General features: G+C 68.0%; 13 protein-coding genes and 3 pseudogenes. 10 read left to right on the forward strand and 6 right to left on the reverse strand.

Features of this window, described 5'->3' with window-relative positions:
• The first annotated feature begins 207 nt into the window (after nt 1-207).
• The 3 genes from ACSJDS_RS00185 to ACSJDS_RS00195 all read left to right on the forward strand — a co-directional run bounded on the left by ACSJDS_RS00185 (nt 208) and on the right by ACSJDS_RS00195 (nt 1721).
• On the forward strand, nt 208-924 hold the full coding sequence (locus ACSJDS_RS00185; RefSeq protein ID WP_473031622.1) for an AzlC family ABC transporter permease: 717 nt from the start codon (nt 208-210) through the stop codon (nt 922-924).
• A complete protein-coding gene (locus ACSJDS_RS00190; protein ID WP_473031623.1) occupies nt 921-1229 on the forward strand; it encodes an AzlD family protein in 309 nt (102 codons plus the stop codon). Before ACSJDS_RS00185 ends, ACSJDS_RS00190 begins: the two co-directional genes overlap by 4 nt.
• A 102-nt stretch (nt 1230-1331) precedes the next feature.
• Complete coding sequence (locus ACSJDS_RS00195) at nt 1332-1721, forward strand: hypothetical protein (protein ID WP_473031624.1); 390 nt, start codon at nt 1332-1334, stop codon at nt 1719-1721.
• A 73-nt stretch (nt 1722-1794) separates the two neighbouring features.
• On the opposite strand, the pseudogene glnE reads toward ACSJDS_RS00195, so the two are convergent.
• From glnE to trmB, 5 genes and pseudogenes are all read right to left on the reverse strand, one after another.
• A pseudogene (gene glnE / locus ACSJDS_RS00200) lies at nt 1795-4774 on the reverse strand (bifunctional [glutamate--ammonia ligase]-adenylyl-L-tyrosine phosphorylase/[glutamate--ammonia-ligase] adenylyltransferase).
• Nucleotides 4775-4857: 83 nt separating this feature from the next.
• Complete coding sequence (locus ACSJDS_RS00205) at nt 4858-5229, reverse strand: diacylglycerol kinase (protein ID WP_473031625.1); 372 nt, start codon at nt 5227-5229, stop codon at nt 4858-4860.
• Nucleotides 5230-5255: 26 nt separating this feature from the next.
• Nucleotides 5256-6683 carry a D-alanyl-D-alanine carboxypeptidase/D-alanyl-D-alanine endopeptidase gene (gene dacB, locus ACSJDS_RS00210; protein WP_473031626.1) on the reverse strand — a complete coding sequence of 476 codons (1428 nt, stop codon included), beginning with the start codon at nt 6681-6683 and terminating at the stop codon, nt 5256-5258.
• Between the two features lie 70 nt (nt 6684-6753).
• On the reverse strand, nt 6754-7083 hold the full coding sequence (locus tag ACSJDS_RS00215) for a DMT family transporter (RefSeq protein WP_473031627.1): 330 nt from the start codon (nt 7081-7083) through the stop codon (nt 6754-6756).
• 58 nt (nt 7084-7141) lie between these two features.
• Complete coding sequence (gene trmB, locus ACSJDS_RS00220) at nt 7142-7825, reverse strand: tRNA (guanine(46)-N(7))-methyltransferase TrmB (RefSeq protein WP_473031628.1); 684 nt, start codon at nt 7823-7825, stop codon at nt 7142-7144.
• Nucleotides 7826-8133: 308 nt separating this feature from the next.
• Here trmB and ACSJDS_RS00225 point away from each other — a divergent pair, with 308 nt between their 5' ends.
• The 3 genes and pseudogenes from ACSJDS_RS00225 (at nt 8134) to ACSJDS_RS00235 (ending at nt 10907) form a co-directional block, all read left to right on the forward strand.
• The gene (locus ACSJDS_RS00225) at nt 8134-10011 is read left to right on the forward strand and encodes a beta-ketoacyl synthase (protein WP_473034938.1); all 1878 of its coding nucleotides are present in this window, start codon (nt 8134-8136) and stop codon (nt 10009-10011) included.
• Nucleotides 10012-10097: 86 nt separating this feature from the next.
• Nucleotides 10098-10577, forward strand: a complete 480-nt coding sequence (coaD, locus tag ACSJDS_RS00230) for a pantetheine-phosphate adenylyltransferase (protein WP_473031629.1) — start codon at nt 10098-10100, stop codon at nt 10575-10577.
• An 83-nt stretch (nt 10578-10660) separates the two neighbouring features.
• Nucleotides 10661-10907: pseudogene (locus ACSJDS_RS00235) on the forward strand (YfhL family 4Fe-4S dicluster ferredoxin).
• 87 nt (nt 10908-10994) lie between these two features.
• Here ACSJDS_RS00235 and ACSJDS_RS00240 read toward each other — a convergent pair.
• On the reverse strand, nt 10995-11315 hold the full coding sequence (locus tag ACSJDS_RS00240) for a hypothetical protein (RefSeq protein ID WP_473031630.1): 321 nt from the start codon (nt 11313-11315) through the stop codon (nt 10995-10997).
• A gap of 176 nt (nt 11316-11491) precedes the next feature.
• Between ACSJDS_RS00240 and ACSJDS_RS00245 the strand changes: the two genes are divergently transcribed.
• The 4 genes and pseudogenes from ACSJDS_RS00245 to ACSJDS_RS00260 all read left to right on the forward strand — a co-directional run bounded on the left by ACSJDS_RS00245 (nt 11492) and on the right by ACSJDS_RS00260 (nt 15611).
• Entirely contained in the window at nt 11492-12136 is a 645-nt protein-coding gene (locus ACSJDS_RS00245) for a porin family protein (RefSeq protein ID WP_473031631.1), read from the forward strand.
• A gap of 158 nt (nt 12137-12294) precedes the next feature.
• The gene (locus tag ACSJDS_RS00250; RefSeq protein ID WP_473034939.1) at nt 12295-13617 is read left to right on the forward strand and encodes an MATE family efflux transporter; all 1323 of its coding nucleotides are present in this window, start codon (nt 12295-12297) and stop codon (nt 13615-13617) included.
• 93 nt (nt 13618-13710) lie between these two features.
• Nucleotides 13711-15020, forward strand: a pseudogene (locus ACSJDS_RS00255) (short-chain fatty acid transporter).
• Nucleotides 15021-15107: 87 nt separating this feature from the next.
• Entirely contained in the window at nt 15108-15611 is a 504-nt protein-coding gene (locus tag ACSJDS_RS00260; RefSeq protein ID WP_473031632.1) for an acyl-CoA thioesterase, read from the forward strand.
• Nucleotides 15612-15755 lie beyond the last annotated feature (144 nt).

Below are 15755 nucleotides of genomic sequence, written 5' to 3' on the forward strand. Positions count from 1 at the left end.
GAATACCGCCGCGGGGATTGCATCCCGACAGCATTGGCCCGATGCTATGGAAACCCAGCAGGCTAATCATTTTTCCCGACCGGACGCCACCATGCTTCCACGCCTCGACAGGCCCCTCACCGCGCCGCCGCTGTCGGCACCCCGCCGCAGCGACCGGGCCGCCCACGCTCCGGCTGCCCGCCTTATTGCCCGGCGGGCGTGGCCATCATGACGCGGCCCGCTTGCGGGGCTCAGCTGGATCTGGCCGGGACCCTGCTCGGCATTCGCCGCATGGCGCCGCTGAGCCTGTTCGTGATCGTGTTCGGATTGGCCTTCGGCGTGGCCGCCCTGTCCCGGGGCCTCTCCGGCCTGGAGGCGGTACTGATGAGCGCCCTGGTGTTCGCCGGCGCCTCGCAGTTCGCCGCGCTGGAGCTGTGGGGACCACAGATCCCGCTGCTGCCGCTGATCGCCATCACCTTCGCCATCAACGCCCGCCACCTGCTGATGGGCGCGGCCATCCAACCCTGGCTGGCCCATCTGCCCAGCGGCCAGCGCTACGCCAGCGTGGCGGTGATGAGCGACTCCAACTGGGCCATGGCCGCCGCCGACTACCGCAACGGCGCCACCAATGTCGGCATGCTGGTGGGCGGCGGCCTCGCCCTGTGGCTGGCCTGGGTGCTGGGCACCCTGCTGGGCGTGGCGTTCGGCAGCGGCATCGAGGATCCCGAACGCTTCGGGCTCGACGTGATCATGGGCTGCTTCCTGCTGGCCATGCTGGTGGGCGGACAGCGCGACCTCGGCATGCTGCTGCCCTGGGCGGCAGCGGCACTCGCTGCCCTGGCGGCCATGGCCTGGCTGCCGCCACATGCGCATGTGATCGTCGGCGCACTGGCCGGCGGGCTGGTGGGCCTGCTGCTGCCGGGAGACCGGGAGAGGCAACCATGAGCCTGCCGGCAACGCTTACCGGCTCCCTAGCCGCCCTGATGATCATGGCCCTGGTCACCTACCTGACCCGCAGCGGCGGCGTCTTCATCATGTCGCGCCTGCCCATCGGCCCGAGGATCGAGCGCTTCATCAACGCCATGGCCGGGTCGGTGCTGGTGGCGGTGATCACGCCCATGGCGGTGCAGGGCGACTGGGGCGCCCGCCTGGCGCTGGCGGCTACCCTCGGCGTGATGCTGGCTACCCGCAAACCGCTGCCGGCCATCCTCACCGGCATCCTTACCGCAGCGCTATGGCGGCTATGGTAGCCTGACGACGACTGGAACATTTCCGTCGCAGCGCCCTCCAAGGGCCAGCCATTCGTTAGGCCACCCCGGCCCAGGCGCACCCTTCTCTCGCTGGAGACGTCCATGACCGACCCCCATGACCCCCGCCGCAATCCCGCCTGGCACGCCGCCCAGCAGTGGCGGGAGCGCGCCCGCCAGACACACCCCTCCGGCGGCCTCGGCGGACTGAAACTGGTCCTGACCTGGCTGCTGTTCGGCATCATGTTGATCATCGGCACCGTGCTGGGGCTGTTCTTCCTGCTGCTCGGCTGGGCGATGCTGCCCATCGTCCGCTATCGCATGAAAAAGCGCCTCGAACGGCTGCGCGCCGAGCAGGCCGAGGACGTCGGTGGCGGGGTTCACTATCGGGAGGCCCGTTCCAGGGAGGCCCGTCATAGTCAAGGCGAGTTTCGCGACCAGCAGGTGCTGGAGGGCGACTACGAGGTGAAATCCGACGACCCGGCAAAAAAATGACCCGCCAGGGCGGCGGGCCAACAAGAGATAGTGTCATGCTTTCGCCCCGCCCTTGAATCCCCGGGCAGCCGGCTCAGGATGCCGGTTCGAGCAGCCGCTGCCAAAGGGCGGTGACGGCCTCTCGGTGGGCGCCGACCTCCGACGCTCGGCCGTTGGCCGGCTCGCGGGTCAGCGAACCGCGGTGAACGGCGCTGCGATAGGCCAGGTAGGCGTCGCGCAGGCGCCGACGATCCTCCCTGGCAGCCGGCCGGTCGCTTCCAGCGTCTCCAGGATACGCATGTTGTCGCTGTAGGCGAGCAGGTCGGGCGCGTCATGGCCCATGGAGAGCACCGCAAACTGGCAGAGAAACTCGATGTCGACCATGCCGCCGGCGTCCTGCTTGAGGTCGAACTCGGCCGCCGCCCCCTTGCTGCCCAGGTGGTCGCGCATCTTGTGGCGCATCGCCACCACTTCCTGGCGTAGCGCCTCGACGTCGCGCCGGCGGCCGAGGATCTCCCGGCGCACGGCGTCGAAGCCCTCGGCCAGGCGGGGATGCCCGGCCACGACCCGGGCCCGCACCAGCGCCTGGTGCTCCCAGGTCCAGGCCTGGTGGCGCTGGTAGTCGGCAAAGGCCTCCAGCGACGTGACCAGCAGGCCCGAGTTGCCCGAAGGGCGCAGCCGCATGTCCACCTCGTAGAGGGTCCCCGCCGGCGTGACCGCGGTGAGCAGGTGAATGATGCGCTGCCCCAGGCGGGTGAAGAAGACCGGTGCATCGAGGGGGCGTGCGCCGTCGGTAGCGGCCCGGGAGTCGGCGTCGTGGATGAACACCAGGTCGAGGTCGGAGCCGTAGCCCAGCTCGATGCCCCCCAGCTTGCCATAGCCGACGATCAGAAACTCCGGCTCACCGCCGGCGCGGTAGCCGTCGCGGCGAAGCGGATGGCCGTGCTTGCGCACCAGATGGCGCCAGGCCATGGCCAACACCGCCTCCAGCAGCACCTCGGCGATATAGGTCAGGTAGTCGCTGACCTTCATCAGGTGGCGAGTGCCGGCCACGTCCGAGGCCGCCACCCTGAGCACGTGCGCATGCTTGAACACCCGCAGCGCCTCGAGCTGGGCCTCCTCGTCATCTTCGGGAATGCGACCCAGTGCCTGGCGCAGCTCATCGGCCAGGTTCGCCTTGTCGGCCGGCGTATAGAGGGTCTCGGGGGTGAGCAGTTCGTCGAGCAGCTGGGGATGGCGCGCCAGCTGCTCGGCGATCCAGGGGCTGGCACCGCACAGGTGCATTAGGTGCCCCAGCGCCTCGGGATTCTCGCGCAGCAGCGCCAGGTAGGCGGTGCGGCGCAGCACCGACTCGACCAGCGGCAGCACCCGCTCCAGCGCGGTATCCGGGGCCTCACTGCGTGACGCCGCATCGAGCAGCAGCGGCATCAGCGCCTCGAGCCGCTCGAAGCCGATCCGCTGCATGGCCTGCACCTGGCGGGAATGGCGCAGCGTGGCCAGCCGCCGCCGCGCCGTATCGGCGTCGGAAAACCCCGTACCCTCGAGCAGCACGCCGGCCTCGTCATCTTCGAGTTCACCGCACCACAGCGAGCGCCACTCCTCCAGAGAGACGCCCTCTTCGTGGGGCGTATCGTCGGCCTCCTCGACCTCCGCCTCCGGGTCGGCGATCACCGCATCGAAGTGCTGGCGCACCCGCTCGCGCACCTCGTCTAGCCGTGCCATGACCGCCGGCCAGTCGGCCATTTCCAGCGCCAGGGCCAGTCGCTCGCGGTCGAGATCATCGCCGGGCAGGCTCTGGGTCTGACGATCCTCCAGCGCCTGCAGGGCGTGCTCCAGGTCGCGCAGGAAGACATAGTCGGGGAGCAGTTCCTCGATCACCTCCCGGGGCAGCAGCCCGAGGTCGGGAAGCCGCTCCATTGCCGTCTTGAGGGACGTGACCTGCAGCTCGGTATCGCGCCCGCCGCGGATCAGTTGGAAGGCCTGAACCACGAACTCCACCTCGCGGATACCGCCCGGCCCCAGCTTGATATTGGCCTGCATGCCGCGTCGCTTGACCTCGCGGTTGATCAGCGCCTTCATCTCGCGCAGCGATTCAATGGCGCCAAAATCCAGGTACTTGCGGTAGACGAAGGGACGCAGGTTGGCAAGCAGCTCGTCGCCCGCCTCTCGGTCGCCGGCCACCGGCCGCGCCTTGAGCATGGCATAGCGCTCCCATTCGCGGCCCTGGTCCTGGTAGTAGCCGGCCAGCGAGGCGAAGCTGCCCACCAGCGGCCCGCCGTCACCCAGCGGGCGCAGGCGCATATCGACCCGGAAGGCGAAGCCGTCGGCGGTAACCGCATCCAGGGCGGTGATCAGCCGCTGCCCCAGCTTGGTGAAGTACTCCTGGTGGGTGAGCGACTTGCGCCCGCCTTCGGTCTCGCCCTTCTCGGGGAAGGCGAAGATCAGGTCGATATCCGAGGAGAGGTTGAGCTCGCCGGCACCGAGCTTGCCCATGCCCAGCACCACCAGGCGCTGCTCGCTGCCGTCACCGCGGGGCGCGGGCCGACCCCAGCGCGGCGCCAGGTGCGCCTCCAGCCAGCCGAGCGCCGCCTCCAGGCAAGTCTCGGCCAGCCGCGACACCGCCGCGGCGGTGGCCCACATGTCGGTGCCGGGCGGACGAGTCAGGTCGCGCCAGACGATGCCCAGCATGCGGGCGCGCCGAAAGCGGCGGATGGCGGCGTGCAGAGCGGCCTCGTCTTCGGCCGCCTCCAGGCGCTCCTCCAGCCAGTCGCGCAGGGTACCGGCCTCGGGGGAGCATCCAGCTCGCCGCTGGCATCCAGATGGAGCAGCCAGTCAGGGTGGCGAACCAAGGTTTCAAGCGCAAAATCGGAGATCGCCAGCACCCGGGCCAGCTGCTCACGCCGGGACTCGGCCAGCGCCTGCCAGCTCTCCGAGGGTGGCTCCTGGTCGGTCATCTCGGCGACATTGTCGGCCTGCGCCAGGCTGTCGTGCAGGCGCTGCCAGGCTTGGGCCAGGGCTCCCTTGAGTGGCGCGGGGAGGTCACCGGTGGGTAGAAAGTCTTCGCTAAGGGCCATGGGCATCTCGTCTCGTCGCCGCTCGAATGCCCCCAGCATAGCGAAGGCGAAGCGCCGGCGGCACCCCGGCCCGACGCCACCCGTCAGCCGAGCAGCTTCTGAGCCGCGAGCAGAGTCCAGGTCAGCCCGGCCAGCGCCAGTGCCAGCATCACTGCCGCGGAGCTGATGTCCTTGGCCCGCCCGGAGAGCTCGTGATGCTCGGTGCCGATTCGGTCCACCACGCTCTCGATGGCGCTGTTGAGCAGCTCCACAATCAGCACCAGCAGCCCGCTGCCCACCAGCAGGATCCACTCGACCGGGCCCTCGCCGATCCACCAGGCCAGCGGCAGCAGGATCGCGAACAGCGCGAGTTCCTGGCGAAAGGCCGCCTCATGGCGGAAGGCGGCCTGCAGCCCCTTGAGGGAATAGCCGGTGGAGTGAACCAGATGCCGCCATCCCGTCTGTCCATGCTTCATGATCGCCTCTCCCTTTGCCGACGCCGTCAGTGGGCCTCGATCATACCAGTGAGGTCCTCGGCCAGCGGGTCGAGAACCTGGGCCCAGTTAAGCCAGGGCGTGGTGGCGGTGCCGTTGACCATCACGCTGAACACCCCCCAGCGGCCGGAGCGGGTGCGGAAGTAACCGCTCGCCGCGCGCACCGCCACCGGCTGGTTGAGGGTTCCGGTCTTGAGCATCACGTGGTGCTGGAAGGTCGGCGAGCCGCGCCGGATGAACCGCATTACCCCGTTACCCGGCGACTGGAAGCTGGCCACGAAGCTGGGAAACAGCGCCGGGCGATGGAACATGCTGGCCAGCAGCGCATTGGCCCCGCTGGCTGAAATGCGATTCTCCGGGGTCAGGCCGCTGCCGCTGCGCAGGCTGAGCGGCCCGTGGTCGGGAATCCCGGCCACGAAGTGCTCGATGGCCGCCGCGCCCTGCTCCAGATCGGCACGCGGCGTCTCCACCAGGTTGAGGGCCAGCACGTCGGCCATGAAGTTGTTGGAGTAGTTCATGGTGCGCAGCAGCAGCTCCTGCAACGGCTTGCCATCCACCGCCGCCAGGGTACGGACCCCGGCGGACGGCGGTTCGATACTCACCGCATAGCCGCCCACCCGGATACCGCTCTGCTCGAGCATGGCCTGGAGCGTTCGGGCGGTCTGGCGTGCCGGGTCGCTGCTAGCGCGATAGACCTCCCGCGGCGCGGCGTTGAGCGAGATCTGGCCGCGCAGCGCCATGACATCCTCACCGTCGCGGGTGATGCGCTCGGCATCGAGCTCGGTGCCGCTGTTGGGCGGACGGGTCTCGACCCGGTTGTCGATCTCGACGATCGGCGACTGGCTGTCACAGCTGGTGATGCTTGCCGGCTCCCCCGCCGCCGCGCCCGGCGCCACGCTGACGCACCAGCTGCCGAAATTGACCCCGGCCGAGGAGAGCAGCGCACTGTAGGCGTTGGCCACCCGAGTCTGGGCCTGGCAGCGGTCGGTGGTGATGCAGGCCACGGGGCCATAGCGCCACTGGCTGACCACCAGCCGGCCTTCGATCTCACGCACCCCGCGCTGGTGCAGCCGCTGCGCCAGGCGCCACAGCTCCTCGGTGGTCAGCGCCGGATCGCCGCCGCCGTCGAGCAGCAGATCGCCGCGCAGGACACCGGCCTCGAGCTCGGCATCGCTGACCAGCCGCGTGGTGAAGCGGTGCTGAGGCCCCCAGCGGTCCAGGGCCGCCGCCGCCGCATAGGCCTTGGTGACCGAGGCCGGCGACAGCTGCCGGTCGGGCTCGATGGCGCCAAGCACCTCGTGGGAGTCCAGCAGGCGCGCTTCGGCGCCGATCAGAAAGCCTCGCTCGGCCAGACGAGCGAGCTCAGAGAACCCCGACGCCGCCGCCGTGATCGGCAGCAGCATCAGCGCACATAGCACAGCGAAACGGCGCAACATCTTATCTCCACTTAGCAGTCATCGACGCGCGGGGCGCCTGGCAAGGACGCAGCCAGTCTTTGGAAGAAGCCTAGTGCGCGCCAAAACGGGAAAACAGCTGGATCACCACCACCCCGGCAACGATCATCGCCATGCCCAGCACCGCCGGCAGGTCGGGGCGCTGGCCGTACACCACCAGCCCCACCAGGGCGACCAGCACGATCCCCAGGCCGGCCCAGATGGCGTAGGCAACGCCCACCGGAATGCTGCGCAGCACCAGCGACAGCAGATAGAACGCCAGTGCATAGCCCACCGCGACGGTGACGCTGGGCCACAGCCGGGTAAAGCCATCCGAGGCCTTCAGGGCGCTGGTGGCGACCACCTCGGCCACGATAGCCAGGGCCAAGTAGACAAAGGCCATGGGCGACTCCTTGGGGCTTGCGAAAGTCACGCCATTCTAGCCATCTGCGGCCCCGGCGTCAGGCCGAGGGCACCAGGGAGGGCGAATGGGGCAGAGTGGCCACCAGCCGCCACAAGGACTGACCGCTGGCGTGATACTTTTGTTCGAAGGGGGTGAGGCAGGATGCCGGCATATGGGGGGCCACCCCGGCCTGCACGCCCGTTGCCCGAGCCAGCGCCAGGGCGAACTCCTCCACGTAGAGGCACCAGTTGGAACGCAGCTCGAGCCGCCCGCCCAGCGCCAGCAGCGTCGGGAACACCGGATGACCGTGCCAGCGCATCTTGAGGTGCGCCGCCTTGGGGTAAGGGTTGGGGTAGAGCAGGTAGTGGCGCTGCGGCCGCCAGTCGGCCGCCAGCGCCAGGCGCCAGAAATCCACCAGATCGGCTCGCACCAGCAGCGCATTGGCCGGCACCGGGCCATGGTCGCGGCTAAGCCGGTCGGCGCTGCGATCCACGCCAATGACGGCATGCTCGGGAAAGCGCTCCGCCAGGCGTCGGGTGGACACCCCCACGCCGCAGCCGGCATCCAGGATCAGCGGCGCCCCGCGTCGTTCGAGCCAGGCCTCGGCCCGGATGAAGGCCTCGCGGGTGTGCCCGGCCAGCGGTTTGCGCAGCGGATGAGCCAGCGCTCGTTCGACGCGCCGGACCAAGTCGTCATGGGGGCCCGACTGATTGGTGGTGATGGTGCGGGAAGAGGCGTGCATGGACGGTCACTGTGGCCAGGCTGCAGGGCCGGGTAGTCTACCAGCCGGAGGGCGAAAAAAATGGCGCACCCCCGAAAGAATGCGCCCAGATACCCACTCGTATGACTCAAACAGCCACTTCATGATAGCCGGCCCTCCGGCAGTTTTCAAACGTTTGTTTTATTGCAGTCGCAGAAAACCGCCCAGAGCGCCCCATGACGGGGTCCCGAGGCGGGTGCTATGATCGGTTTTCTCATACTAATAACTCTGACTCGCACCAACAGCACAGTGAGGAAAGCGGCTTGTCTCATTTACCGGTGATCGTCGGCATGGGCGGCGTCAATGCCGCCGGACGCACGTCTGGCCATCAAGCATTTCGTCGCACCGTGATCGATGCCCTGACCGAAGACGACCAGCAGGCGCTGCTGCTGGGTCTGGCCTCCCTGATGGGGCTGGGCAGCCACCGGGACGGCGCCTGGCACACTGCCGACGGCGAGCCCGTCGACGCCGCCGAGCTGGCCGAGCGGTGTCGCGCCCAGATCATGGATCACACCCTGATCCGGCGCATCGAGGATCCGCGTTTCAACGAGGCAGGACTGCCCGCCAACCGCCGGGCCAGCCTCGGCCTGGAGGCTCCCCTCACCTTTCGCGTGCGCCGCCGCCAGCTGCCCGATCAGGTGCCGCCCACCTGGCAGGTCCGCGAGATCGATCGCCAAACCCTGGAGGTGACGGTGCCCGCCGGCCCTCTCGATGTGCTGCTGCCGGAGACCCGCCCCGCCCAGGTGCGCGCCGCCGGCCAGCTGCCCAGCGGTTTCGACCCCAGCCGCCACTACCGCAGCGTGCACCATCCCCGCGGCCTCTCCATGGCGATCTTCGCCGCCAGCGACTGTTTGGGCGACAGCGGACTCTCCTGGGACGCATTGCGCGACCGCCTCGACCCGGACCAGGTCGCGGTCTATGCCGGCAACTCCATCGGCCAGCTCGACGAGGAGGGCTGGGGCGGCCTGCTCAAGAGCTTCGTCTCCGGCAACCGCGCCACCTCCAAGCAGATGCCGCTGGGCTACGGCCAGATGCCCGCCGATTTCCTCAACGCCTATGTGCTGGGCAGCGTGGGCGGCACCGGCGCCGCCCTGGGGGCCTGTGCCAGCTTCCTCTACAACCTGCGCCTGGGCATCGAGGACATCCGCAGCGGCCAGCGCCGCGCGGTCATGGTGGGCACCGCCGATGCGCCGGTGACCCCGGAGATCATCGAGGGGTTCCGCGCCATGGGCGCACTGGCCGATGACGACAGCCTCAAGGCGCTGGACGCCCTGGAGCTGCTGACCGACGCCGACTACCAGCGCGCCTGCCGCCCCTTCGCGCGCAACTGCGGCTTCACCATCGCCGAGTCCAGCCAGTTCGTCCTGCTGATGGACGACAGCCTGGCCCTGGAGGTGGGCGCCGAGATACTCGGCTGCGTACCGGCCGTCTATGTCAACGCCGACGGCTGGAAGCGCTCCATCTCGGCACCGGGCATCGGCAACTACGTCACCCTGGGCAAGGCCGCGGCCCTCGTTCACGACATGCTCGGCGGCGAGGCACTGCGCCAGCGCAGCTTCCTGCATGCCCACGGCACCAGCACGCCCAAGAACCGCGTGACCGAATCCCATGTCTTCGACCTGGTGGCCCGCGCCCACGGCATCGAGTCCTGGCCGGTGGCGGCGGTCAAGGCCTTCGTCGGCCACTCCCAGGGGGGCGCCGCCGGCGATCAGCTGGCCAGCGCCCTGGGCAGCTTCGCCTATGGCCTGCTGCCGGGCATTCCCACCCTCGACGCCGTGGCCGAGGACGTCCACGCCGAGCGCCTCGCCTTCTCGCGCACGCCGCGCGCCTTCCAGGCCGATGCCGCCCTGATCAACGCCAAGGGCTTTGGCGGCAACAATGCCACCGGGGTGGTGCTGTCGCCGTCGGTCACCGAGCGGCTGCTGGCACGTCGGCACGGGGAAGCGACGTTAGCCGCCTGGCGCGAGCGCCGCGAGGCGACCCGCGAGGCGCGCCAGGCCTATCTGGCGCGCGCCGATCACGGCCACTATCTCGCCCGCTATCGCTTCGGCGAGGGCGTGCTCGAGGGGCCGGAGCTGGAGGTCAACGCCGATCATATCCGGATTCCCGGCTATGCCCGCCCCGTTTCCCTGGCGCCGGACAACCCCTTCGGCCGCCTGGACGACTAAGCGCCGGCGGCGGCCGATATCGTCGGCCGAACCGCCGGCGGTTACCCTGACCTACCCAGCCAGCCGTTCCAGCGAGCAGTGTACGAATGAACATCGCGGTCTATCCCGGCACCTTCGACCCCATCACCTATGGCCACTTCGACCTGATCGAGCGCGCCTCGCGGCTCTTCGACCGGGTGGTGGTGGCGATCTCGGCGAGCCCCGGCAAGGGCCCGGCCCTGGCGCTGGAGACCCGCATCGCCCTGGCCGAGGAGGTGGTCGAGGAGCTTACCAACGTCGAGGTGATCGGCTTTTCGGGCCTGCTCACCGACCTGCTGGCCGAGCAGCAGGCGCGCATCATCCTGCGCGGCCTGCGTGCGGTCTCCGACTTCGAGTACGAGCTTCAGCTAGCCAACATGTATCGCGCCCAGGTCCCGGAGCTGGAAAGCGTCTTCCTGACCCCGGCGGTGGAGAACTCCTATATTTCCTCCACCATCGTGCGCGAGATCGCCAAGCTTGGCGGCGACATCTCCCGCCTGGTGCATCCCAGGGTCGCCGAGACGCTGCGCAGCCATTACAATACCTGACTGAAACACTCGGCAATACGCCACCAACCGCAATATCCTCGGGCCGGGCGCGACTGCCCATAGGCCCACTCGTGAGGTAGCCCATGGCCCTGCTGATCACCGACGAGTGCATCAACTGCGACGTCTGCGAACCCGAATGCCCCAACGGCGCCATCTCGCCGGGGAGGAGATCTACGTCATCGACCCGACCTCTGCACCGAGTGCGTCGGCCACTACGACGAGCCCCAGTGTCAGCAGGTCTGCCCGGTGGACTGCATCCCCCTGGACCCGGAGCGCCGCGAGACCCACGACGAGCTGATGGCCAAGTATCGCCTGATCACCGCCGCCTGAGCAGCGCTCGACCGACTCACCGCCCCCCTCGACAGCCCAGCGCCCTGCTCGCAAGCGGGGCGCTGGGCGTTTATCGCGGCACCGGCCCTACATCTCGTCGGCGCGGCGGCTCACCGTACACCCCAGGCAGCGCCGGAAGGTCGCCTCGGCAGGGGTCTTGATCAGCGTGTCGGCGGCGGGCCCCACGTTGCCACCCAGCGCGGTAAAGGGCAGCGACACCAGAAACACCGCCGTGCCCCCCACGGTCGCCACCGCCAGCAGCGGACGCGCCACCAGCGCATCCACCACCATGGCGCCGCCGCTCGGCTGGGCTTCGAGGTGCTGCTGCTGGGCCAGCGCCGGCAGGCTGCCCGCCAGCGTCACGGCCATCACTGCCGCCGCCATCAGCATCTTGCGTATCCTGTTCATCCCCTGCCCCCTATCGCTCGCTGACCGAGGCATGACCCACGTCACACCTTGGCATGAATTCCAGTTAACTTTTCTCCCCAACGGGGCTACAGTCTGTCACACGAACTCACCCCAGGGGTAGCCGCGTTCACCGTCGCCCCGTCACGGGGCCCGCCCCCCATGCAATGGAGCGCATGATGCCACGTCTGATCGCCACCGCCGTCCTGGCTACCCTGGTCGCCGCCCCCGCCTACGCCCAAAGTTATCAGTACAACCCCCATCAGGGGCCCTATATTGGTGCGGGCTTCGGCCACGCCAAGACCGGAGCCGACCTTGATCTGGCTGATGGGCTCCGCAGCGAGGGCTTTACCGTAATTTCAACCAACACCGATGATAACGATGTCGGCTACAAGGTATTTGCTGGCTATCAGTTCAATCCAAACTTTGCCGTTGAAGCGAGCTACGTAAACTTCGGCGAATTTAGCACGAATGCACAAACTGTGATCGGAGGGACACCCGCCTCAATTAAGGGTGATATCAGCGTTGATGGGTTTGGCTTTGCACTTGTAGGCAAGCTACCAATCCAGAACGGATTCAGCGTCTACGGGAAGCTGGGCCTGATTGCCTGGGATGCTGACATTGATACGAGAACTGACACCCTGATCGGCGATGTATCATTCTCCGATGGTGAGGATGGTATCGATCCGTTCTATGGTATCGGCGCCGAGTATGAGGTAGACCAGCTCATCCTCCGCTTCGAGGTCGAGCGATACGACCTGAGCGACAGCGGCGAGGACTTCGAGATCGACCTGATCTCCGCCAGCATCGGCTATCGCTTCTAAGGCACCGCCACTGGCCTGCCGCCGCCCCGCCGCCGTGCGGGGCGGTTGCGTTCCTGACAGGGGGGCGAGAAGATAGCCGGTTTGACCGCCCGCAGGCTTGCCGTGACTTCAGCCACCTCTCCCCCGAGGCCTCACCCGCCGACGCCTCTCGCCGACGCATCTGGACCCTGGCCTGGCCGATTATCCTCTCCAATATCACCGTGCCTCTGCTGGGGCTGGTGGATACCGCCGTGGTCGGCCACCTGCCGGACTCCCGCTACCTGGCCGGAGTCACCCTGGGCGCCACCCTGTTCAGCTTCCTCTACTGGGGCTTCGGCTTTCTGCGCATGGGCACCACCGGCCTGACCTCCCAGGCGGTGGGGCGCGAGAGCGACAGCGAGGTGCGCAACCTGCTGGGCCAGTCGCTGCTGCTGGCGGCAGGCATCGGGCTGCTGCTGATTCTGTTCTCCCAGCCGCTGATCGCGCTGGGCCTGTGGCTACTCGACGGCAGCGAGGTGGCCACCGCCGTCGCCGCGGAGTATGCCCAGATCCGCATCCTCTCGGCGCCCGCGGTGCTGGCCAACTACGCCATTCTCGGCTGGTTCCTCGGCCAGCAGAACTCCCGGGTGACGCTGGCCATCCTGATGCTGACCAACGGCGTCAATATCGCCCTGGACCTGCTGTTCGTGGTGGGGCTCGGCATGACCAGCGACGGTGTGGCCTGGGCCTCGGTGATCGCCGACTACACGGCGCTGGCCTTCGGGCTCTGGCTGGTCTCGCGCCAGCTGCGCCTGCTGGAAGGCCGCTTCCTGCGCGAACGACTGATGCGGCTGGCCGCCTACGCCGAGCTGTTCCGGGTCAACGCCAACCTCTTCGTGCGCACCCTGGGGCTGCTGTTCGCCATGGCCTTCTTCACCTCCCGCGGCGCCGTGCAGGGCGATACCGTGCTGGCCGCCAACGCCGTGCTGCTGCAGTTTATTATGCTGACCAGCTACGCCCTGGACGGCTTCGCCCACGCCGCCGAGGCGATCACCGGCCGCGCCGTAGGCCGCCGCCGCTGGGACGAGTTCGGCCAGGCGGTGAAAAGTGCCGCCTGGTTCTCACTGATCACCGCCGGCGCCGCCTCCCTGGCCTTCGCCCTGGGCGGCCACCAGCTCATCGCCCTGCTCACTGGCCTGCCGGAGGTGCGCACCACCGCCGCCCTCTACCTGCCCTGGATGGTGGCCATGCCACTGATCGCGGTCTGGAGCTACCTGTTCGACGGCGTCTTCATCGGCGCCACGGCGATCCGCGAGATGCGCAACAGCATCTTCGCCGGCCTGGCCGTCTATCTACCGGTGTGGTGGCTCAGCCAGGGCCTGGGCAACCACGGTCTGTGGCTGGCCTTTCTGACCTTCGGGCTGGTGCGCTCCGCGGTGCTGGCCGGGTACTACCTGCGCTATCGGCGCACACGCTGGCGCTACCGCCCCTTTGACAGCGACTCGCCGGGCGGGCAACGTTGACCGGGCAAACCGTGCAAGCTTCTGAGACTGCGCTATTTTTTCTCAGACGACCCGTAGGAACACCGTTTACAACAGAGAAGAAGCGAAACCGCCATGCTCAAGCTCCTTTCCCGACCGGCCGTGCGGCTGGTCGAACGCTACCTGCCCGATCCCTACATCTTCGTACTGCTGCTGACCGTGATCGCCGCCGCCGCCGCCATTGCCGTGGAGCGCCAGACGCCGCTGGCGGTGATGCGCTTCTGGGGCGACGGTTTCTGGAACCTGCTGACCTTCTCGATGCAGATGCTGCTGGTGCTGGTGACCGGCTTCATGCTGGCCAGCTCACCGCCGGTCAAGCGCCTGCTGCAACGCCTCGCCGCCCTGGCCAAGAACGCCGGCGGTGCCATCGTACTGGTGACCCTGGTCTCGCTGGCGGCCAGCTGGATCAACTGGGGCTTCGGCCTGGTGGTGGGGGCGCTGTTCGCCAAGGAACTGGCGCGGCTGGTGCGCGTCGATTACCGGCTGCTGGTGGCCAGCGCCTACTCCGGCTTCGTGGTCTGGCACGGCGGCCTGGCCGGCTCCATTCCGCTGACCATCGCCACCGACGGCCATTTCACCGCCGACCAGATCGGCGTGATCGGCACGGGCTCGACCATCTTCTCGTTCTTCAACCTGGCCATCGTGGTCTGCCTGTTCATCAGCATCCCGCTGGTCAACCGGCTGATGCTGCCCGATGAAAAGGATAGCGTCTACGTGGACCCCAAGCTGCTGGGGGAGCCCCCCGAGGCCAAGGTGCGCATCACCCGTCCGGCCGAGCGCCTCGAGAACAGCGTCACCCTGGCCTGGCTGGTGGGCATCCCCGGGTGATCTTCCTGCTCGACCATTTCCTGCTGCGTGGCGGCGGACTGAACCTCAACATCGTCAACTTCATGTTCCTGTTCCTGGCCATCGTGCTGCACCGCACACCGCGCAGCCTGCTCGAGAGCCTGCACGAGGCGATCAAGGGCGGCGCCGGCATCGTCATCCAGTTCCCCTTCTACGCCGGCATCATGGCGATCATGGTGCAGTCGGGGCTGGCGGAAACCATGTCGGAGTCGCTGATCGGGTTCGCCACCGAGACGTCGCTGCCGTTCTGGTCCTTCATCAGCGCCGGCATCGTCAACCTCTTCGTGCCTTCCGGCGGCGGCCAGTGGGCGGTGCAGGCGCCGGTCATGCTGCCGGCCGCCGAGGCGCTGGGCGTGGATGTCTCTCGGGTGGCCATGGCGGTGGCCTGGGGCGACGCCTGGACCAATCTGCTGCAGCCGTTCTGGGCGCTGCCGGTGCTCGCCATCGCCGGGCTGAAGGCCAAGGACATCATGGGCTTCTGTCTGATCCAGCTGTTTATCACCGGCGCCATCATCGCCGTGGGGCTCACCTGGTTCTAACCCCATGCAGGCGGCGGTTAGCGCCTCGTCCCCAGGCGGCGGGACGAGGCGCTATGCTCTGAAAAACACTCGCGAGGAATACCGCAGATGGAAGCCTACGACCTGCCCGGCCAGCATGAACTCTCGATGACCGTGCTAATGACACCCGACATGGCCAACTTCAGTGGCAAGGTGCACGGCGGCGCTATCCTCAAGAAGCTCGACGAGGTGGCCTACGCCTGCGCCAGCCGCTACTCGGGGCACTATGTGGTGACGCTGTCGGTGGACCAGGTGCTGTTCAAGCAGCCGATCCACGTCGGCGAGCTGGTGACCTTCCTGGCCAGCGTCAACCACGTGGGCCGCTCCTCCATGGAGATCGGCATCAAGGTGGTCGCCGAGAACATCCGCGACAAGGTGATTCGCCATACCAACAGCTGCTATCTGACGATGGTGGCGGTGGACGGCCACGGCAAACCGGCCCCGGTGCCGCCGCTTACCCTGGCGACACCGCAGCAGAAGCTGCGCTTCGAGAAGGCCGCGCTGCGCAAGAAGCTGCGCAAGCAGGCCGAAGAGGAGGAGCGTCGCACCCAGGCGGCCCACGATGACCAGTGATCCCCTCTCTTAAGGAAGCGCTGAACAAATCGCCGAGCGAGATGAAGCGCAAGGCGCCCGGAGCACAGGAACCGGAGCATATGGGGTATATGTGAGGATTCCGCCGGTCCGACGCCTCGGCACCGCGCAACGTAGCGATTCGCT

It is taken from the genome of Halomonas sp. SL18_1 (assembly GCF_055755715.1).

Coding starts and splice junctions, on each gene's coding strand:
- ACSJDS_RS00240 (WP_473031630.1), bottom strand. CDS start 11,315: ATGAACAGGATACGCAAGATGCTGATGGCGGCGGCAGTGATGGCCGTG.
- coaD (WP_473031629.1), top strand. CDS start 10,098: ATGAACATCGCGGTCTATCCCGGCACCTTCGACCCCATCACCTATGGC.
- ACSJDS_RS00260 (WP_473031632.1), top strand. CDS start 15,108: ATGGAAGCCTACGACCTGCCCGGCCAGCATGAACTCTCGATGACCGTG.
- ACSJDS_RS00215 (WP_473031627.1), bottom strand. CDS start 7,083: ATGGCCTTTGTCTACTTGGCCCTGGCTATCGTGGCCGAGGTGGTCGCC.
- ACSJDS_RS00225 (WP_473034938.1), top strand. CDS start 8,134: ATGGGCGGCGTCAATGCCGCCGGACGCACGTCTGGCCATCAAGCATTT.
- ACSJDS_RS00245 (WP_473031631.1), top strand. CDS start 11,492: ATGCCACGTCTGATCGCCACCGCCGTCCTGGCTACCCTGGTCGCCGCC.
- trmB (WP_473031628.1), bottom strand. CDS start 7,825: ATGCACGCCTCTTCCCGCACCATCACCACCAATCAGTCGGGCCCCCAT.
- ACSJDS_RS00205 (WP_473031625.1), bottom strand. CDS start 5,229: ATGAAGCATGGACAGACGGGATGGCGGCATCTGGTTCACTCCACCGGC.
- ACSJDS_RS00190 (WP_473031623.1), top strand. CDS start 921: ATGAGCCTGCCGGCAACGCTTACCGGCTCCCTAGCCGCCCTGATGATC.
- ACSJDS_RS00185 (WP_473031622.1), top strand. CDS start 208: ATGACGCGGCCCGCTTGCGGGGCTCAGCTGGATCTGGCCGGGACCCTG.
- dacB (WP_473031626.1), bottom strand. CDS start 6,683: ATGTTGCGCCGTTTCGCTGTGCTATGTGCGCTGATGCTGCTGCCGATC.
- ACSJDS_RS00195 (WP_473031624.1), top strand. CDS start 1,332: ATGACCGACCCCCATGACCCCCGCCGCAATCCCGCCTGGCACGCCGCC.